Consider the following 6428-nt stretch of genomic DNA (forward strand, 5'->3'; position numbering starts at 1 on the left):
AGGCCAGAAAATCGCGTAACCAACATGAATACAGAGTTTAACAATTTCGCATTAACAGATTTTAAGAGACGCCAGTGGATGGAGTATTTGATATGTCAAAAGAGTGCATAAAACATTATCGACATGATTCAAGACGGGAACTGAGCCTTGCAGATAATGAAATTTGGTGCATATATTCTGATTCTCAAAATAACGTATGGGCTGGACATGAACGAGGTTTCTCTATAGCATCTAACTCAAATTATTTACGTACTATTGAATTAAGTGCTCTTGCCCATTCGGGAGAAGGGAATGAAATTCATTCAATATATAGAGATACTAAGGACAATCTTTGGTTTGCTGGAAACAACGGAGTGATACGCCTGTCGTATGATTCTACACCTCATTGGTATAGACATACCGATTTACCTAATTCACTTTCACACAATAGAGTTCGTGCTATACATGAAGATGCTGAAAATAATATATGGTTTGCAACAGATGCCGGCATTAATAGACTTAATAGAAAAAAATGATACGTTTGATGTATTCTATATCGTTGACAAACAAGGAGAACACAATTCTAATTGGGTATATGCTTTAATTGAAGATGATACACACTTTTGGATAGGAAGTTTTCTGAATGGCCTTCATTACGTTGATAAGAAAAAATTCAATAGTTCGGATAGGACAATTGTTTCAGATATGTCTATAAATGCTGAAAATAAGTCTTTAGAATTGTCTAACAATCTTGTAAACGACGTAGTTAAAGATCAGGGGGGTAATATTTGGATTTTGTTGTTCAGAGATAACACATTAACTAAGTTCTCTCCTACTTCAAACAAAGTCATTAAATATGATATTTTTGATTTAACAGGAGGATACCCGACAAATATAAGTTCAGATAATCAGGGCAGAATATGGTATGCGTTTAAAGGCGGAGTTATTATTTTTTCCGAGAACGATAAATATGATATAGTAAAATTTCCGCATACAAACAGTGATGAAACTGTTTTAGCTCTTGGGAAAGTAGGAAATGGAATGTGGATTTCTACCCAAAGTAATGTTTGGAATATCAATGGACTAACATTAGAGGCTAATTTACTGCCAATTCCACAAAAATCCTATACTGCCGTATATGAAGATACTTTGAATAACAAGGTCTATCTTGGGGGAACTGATGAGATACTTGAGGTTGCTAATAATATTACCGATAATTCCACAGACTATAAGACTATTCGAATGGTCTTAAATGACAGAGGTGAAGGACATTTGAATTTATCTGATATAAAGGGAGGAACCAACGGAATGACAATACCTTATGGTGGAAACATAACACTTGTCATTAGTTCTCTTGATTATTCTCCAGAGTCTGTACATCGCTACATGTATAAACTTGCAGAATCCCCAACTGACACAATAGGAGGATGGATTGTAATGCCAGAAGGGACTAATATAATAACATTCTCAGACCTAAAAATGGGTGAATACAATGTCTTGGTTAAAGCCGTGGGTTCTCCGATGGATCCAATTGCTGTACCCTTAAAGGTTAAATCCCCTTGGGCACTCTCTTGGTGGGCGATAATGGCATATATATCCATTGCAATTGTGGTTATATATTGGATTGTATGGTATATGCGTAAAAAGAACAGCAGAACTCTACAAGAACAGGAAAGGCAATCGGCTTTGGAAAATGTGGAACGAAAGTTATCATTTCTTTCAACAATATCCCATGACCTTAAAACACCATTGTCTATGATTCTTGGTCCGGTTAGTTTGATGAAAGAGAAAACAAAGGATCCGGAGAACAAAAAAAACCTTGAAGTTGTCTATGATAATGCTGTGCGTTTGAACAATATGATTCACCGCACTCTGGAACTGCAACATCTTGAAGACACCGATGAGAACTTATTGATACTTTCTATTTTTGATGCGGTCGAGTTTTGCAAAGGAGTCTTTGAGATATTCAAAGAGAATAATCCGCAGAAAAACTTTATATTCCATTCCTCTGTACCTCAGATTTTAATTGAAGCTGATGCTGTAAAGTTTGAATCTGTTATCACAAACTTGCTGTCAAATGCTTGTAAATATTCTGACGATGGAGCAACAATTTCATTTGGCATAAGTCCACACGAAGATCACGTTGAAATTGTTGTATCTGATGATGGCGTTGGGATTTCAGATATAGACCAGCCATTGGTTTTTCAGAGGATGTTCAGAGCTCCATCTACCTCTAAATTAAAAGAAGGTACCGGTTTAGGGTTATATCTCATAAAAAAATATCTTGAGCTCATGAACGGCAATATTAGTCTGTTCAGCAAGGAGGGGCAAGGAACTTCATTTGTCGTAACTTTACCAATAACTAAAAAGTTGTTGCCTAAAGACCAACAAGTCGTGTCGCTTGAGGATAATTGTAAGCCGAAAATACTCATCGTTGAAGATAATTCACAAATTGCAGGATTTATAACAGATGTCCTTAAAGATAAGTATAAATGTATTACATCTGAGAATGGACGCTCAGGCATTGCAATCGCTTCATCATTTATCCCCGACCTTATTATCGCAGATGAAATGATGCCTATTATGAGTGGTCTTGATATGGTGAAATTACTTAAACAAAACCCTCGGTTGGCATTCATTCCAATAATAATGTTAACAGCCAAATCTGACAACAAGACAGAAAATGAGAGTATCAAATTGGGCATAGACATTTTCATGACTAAACCATTTGAGCCATCTGCATTGCTTGGACGGATAAACCAATTTTTAAAATCACGAACAGACATAAAGGAAAAAGTTCGCATTCAGGCCATAACCGAGGCGGAATCAAAACCGATAGAAGCTGAATCCACAAATGAGAAGATGCTTGCAAAAATCGCTAAGATAATAGAGGATAACATTTCCGATCCGGATTTGAATGTAAATCTTTTATGTGAAAAAAGTGATGTTGCCCCAAAACAGCTGTATCGTCTTATAAAAAAATATATGGGGTTGGCTCCTCTTGATTACATCAGACGTGTAAGGCTTCAAAAGGCAGCAATGCTTTTAAGCCAACACAGATTTACCGTTTCAGAAATAAGTTATATGGTCGGCTTCAAGACTCCATCATATTTTTCAAAATGTTTTCAAAATCAGTTTGGAGTAAAGCCAAGCCAATATCAATCTGATGATGAAACCATAGACAAAAAGTAGGACAAAAAGTAGATGTAACGCAGTTTTTGATCCGGGTTGTCCAATGTGTTGTATATATTGTCCTATAACAGACACTATAATATAGTCGTTTAATCTAACTTTGCAATATCTCAGACAGGTATAATTAATAGGGTAAGAAAGATTGATTTTTAGTTTGTTCGGAAATGGCTAATACCATTTGATCACCTTAAATAATTTAATAAACAACAATACATTTCTAATGGACAAAGCAGTTTGTGCCTCCGAAATAAAGAGTTGGTTGTTGGGGCTCATCCTCACAATTCTCTTTATACCCGTTTCGGCATTCGCACAAAATCAAAGGACAGTTACGGGTACTGTCAGTGATGAGACTGGAGAACCGCTTATCGGTGCGACGGTCAAAGTTGTAGGAGAGCCAATAGGTGTCGCAACTGACATCGATGGACACTTTATCCTAAATGTGCCTAACAGTGCAAAACAATTGTTGATTTCCTATGTAGGATATGACAATCTTACGGTGGATATCACATCTGAAGTGATGAATATTATGATGAAACCGAATTCCGAAATTTTGGATGAGGTTGTAGTCATCGGTTATGGCGTGAGGAAAAAGGATGACCTCACTGGGTCTGTATCTACAGTCAGTGAGAAGGATTTTAACAAAGGTATGATTTCCTCGCCTGAAGAACTTGTTAATGGCAAGATTGCAGGTGTGCAGATTGTAAACGGAGGTGGTTCCCCAACCTCCGGTTCGACAATCCGCGTGCGTGGCGGTGCATCGCTCAATGCTTCAAATGATCCTCTCATTGTTCTTGATGGAGTTCCAATGGAAGTAGGCGGTTCTGTAACTGGTAGTGGTAATTTCCTGAGCTTGATAAATCCCAATGACATTGAAAGCATGACGATTCTTAAAGACGCGTCTTCAACAGCCATATATGGTTCCCGTGCATCTAATGGTGTCATTATTATCACGACAAAGAAAGGCAAAGGTGACGGTATCAAAGTTTCGTTCCAAACGACAAATTCTATATCGACCAAGACCAAGACTTCCGATATGCTCTCAACCGATGAATTTATTGGCATAGTTAATGAATTAGGTACAGATCGTCAGAAATCTCTTCTTGGCAATAGCCGTACAAATTGGAATGATCAGATTTATCAGACAGCTTTTGGTACAGATAATAATCTTAGCGTATCAGGACGAGCCACGTCGTGGTTGCCATTCCGTGTATCGGCCGGAGCATATTATCAGGATGGTATTCTCAAAACCGACAACGCAAAGCGATTCACAGGTAATCTGAATCTTACACCCTCGTTTTTCCGTGATGAACTACGTTTCCAGTTTAGTTTGAAAGGCACATATTCTAAAAATAGATTCGCTGATACGGGTGCGATCTGGGGCGGTGCCACATTAAATCCTACTATTCCTGTATATTCCGGTAACGATTCTTTTGGTGGATATAATGAGGCTATTGATGCCAACGGTATTCCTGTAACAGGTGCTTTGGCAAACGCATTAGGTCGTCTAAATCAATACAAATCCACATCTGATGTATATCGAGTGATTGGCAACATTGATGTTGATTGGAATATCCGTTGGGTAAAGGGATTAAGACTCCACGCAACCGGAGGTTATGACTGGTCCAAAGGGGAAGGATATATTTACGTTCCTAAAGAAGCCATATCATATTACACAACCGGTGGCAGAGACTACAAATACGGTCCGCAAAAGAACTATAATCGTTTGTTGACTATATATGCCAACTATAATCGAGATTTCGAGGCTATTAACTCAAATGTAGATGTAACATTTGGTTATGACTATCAGTATTGGAAATACACAACGCCTTTTTACGCCGTTCTTAATGCAGATGGTGTACAGCAATCAACATCCGCGGCAACAGATCAACGACACTCTCTCATTTCATATTATGGCCGCTTGAATTATACATTTATGAACCGTTATCTTCTGACGGCGACTGTTCGTCGGGATGGCTCTTCACGCTTTTCAAAAGACAATCGCTGGGGTACATTTCCTTCAGTAGCTCTTGCTTGGCGAGTATCACAGGAGAACTTCTTTGAGCCACTTCGTGGTTGGGTAAATGACCTTAAACTCAGAGCATCTTATGGCGTTACCGGTCAGCAGGATGGAATTACAAACTATGGATATATTCCTGTTTACACTCCNGGTCTTGATGGAGCACAATATATGTTTGGAGGGAATCCGGTATATACCTATCGTCCCGAAGCATATAATCCTGATTTGAAATGGGAAACTACCAAATCATGGAACTATGGTATTGATATATCTTTACTTGAAAACCGGTTTACATTCTCCGCAGATTATTATACCCGCAAAACAGAAAACCTTCTTGCAACTGTTCCTGTGCCAGCCGGAACAAACTTTGACAAATTGATGCTTGAGAATGTAGGCAATGTTGATTCAAAAGGATTAGAGCTTGCGTTAACCGCACATCTAATAGATAATAAAGATTGGTCTTGGTCTATGACTGCAAATGCAGCTTGGCAACGTGTACGCATCAAGAACCTGACGCTTACGCCTGGTGCTCCAAGTCCTGATACTGAGGTTGGTCCTTGGATTGATGCATACCAGATGCAGGTATTCTCCACAGATTATGCGCCCTATTCATTCTATCTATACAAGCAGTTGTACGATCAGGAAACAGGCAGACCTATTGAGGGTCTCTATGCGGACTTGGATGGCGATGGGGAGATAACAACAAATGACCGTTATCATTGCCATTCCCCAGCCCCTGATTGGATTTTGGGTCTATCAACAAACCTGAGATATAAGAAATGGTCTTTGTCAACTTCTCTTCGAGCCAATATCGGAGGATACATCTTTAACGGCATGGCAATGAATACAGGTGCTTGGGAAACCATGAGTTATAATGATTATCAGCTTAATAATCTGAATCGCAGTTTCCTTGACACCAGATTTACACGCCGTCAGTATTTAAGCGATTATTATCTTGAAAACGCATCGTTCCTGAAAATGGATAATTTACAGCTGACATATGATTTCGGCCAGATTTATAAGAGCCTGAATCTACATGTATCAGCAATGGTTCAAAACGTGTTTACCATTACGAAATATAAAGGCGTTGATCCTGAAAGCGGAAACGGAGTTGATACAGCAGTTTATCCGCGTCCTCGGACATATTCAGTAACAGTTGGACTTAATTTCTAAAATATCGAAAAATGAGAATACTTAATATATTATCAGGACTTATGGTCGGATTTGGGCTGTTACTGAG

At 38.6% G+C, this 6428-nt stretch carries 3 protein-coding genes; all 3 read left to right on the top strand.

Going from position 1 to position 6428, the window contains the following annotated elements:
- The first annotated feature begins 74 nt into the window (after nucleotides 1-74).
- The 3 genes from JX312_RS07610 (at nucleotide 75) to JX312_RS07620 (ending at nucleotide 6361) form a co-directional block, all read left to right on the top strand.
- On the top strand, nucleotides 75-515 hold the full coding sequence (locus JX312_RS07610) for a two-component regulator propeller domain-containing protein (protein ID WP_204457586.1): 441 nt from the start codon (nucleotides 75-77) through the stop codon (nucleotides 513-515).
- Complete coding sequence (locus tag JX312_RS07615; protein ID WP_204457587.1) at nucleotides 445-3171, top strand: ATP-binding protein; 2727 nt, start codon at nucleotides 445-447, stop codon at nucleotides 3169-3171. The genes JX312_RS07610 and JX312_RS07615 overlap by 71 nt, the downstream gene beginning before the upstream one ends.
- 220 nt (nucleotides 3172-3391) lie before the next feature.
- Nucleotides 3392-6361 (top strand): TonB-dependent receptor, encoded by a 2970-nt coding sequence (locus JX312_RS07620; protein WP_204457588.1) that lies wholly within the window; start codon nucleotides 3392-3394, stop codon nucleotides 6359-6361.
- Nucleotides 6362-6428 lie beyond the last annotated feature (67 nt).

The organism is Barnesiella sp. CU968, assembly GCF_905219685.1.
Lineage (GTDB): Bacteria > Bacteroidota > Bacteroidia > Bacteroidales > Muribaculaceae > Lepagella > Lepagella muris_A.

What these genes read in the sequence shown, in the direction of transcription:
- JX312_RS07615 (WP_204457587.1), top strand. Translation starts at nt 445, where the DNA reads ATGAAGATGCTGAAAATAATATATGGTTTGCAACAGATGCCGGCATTA.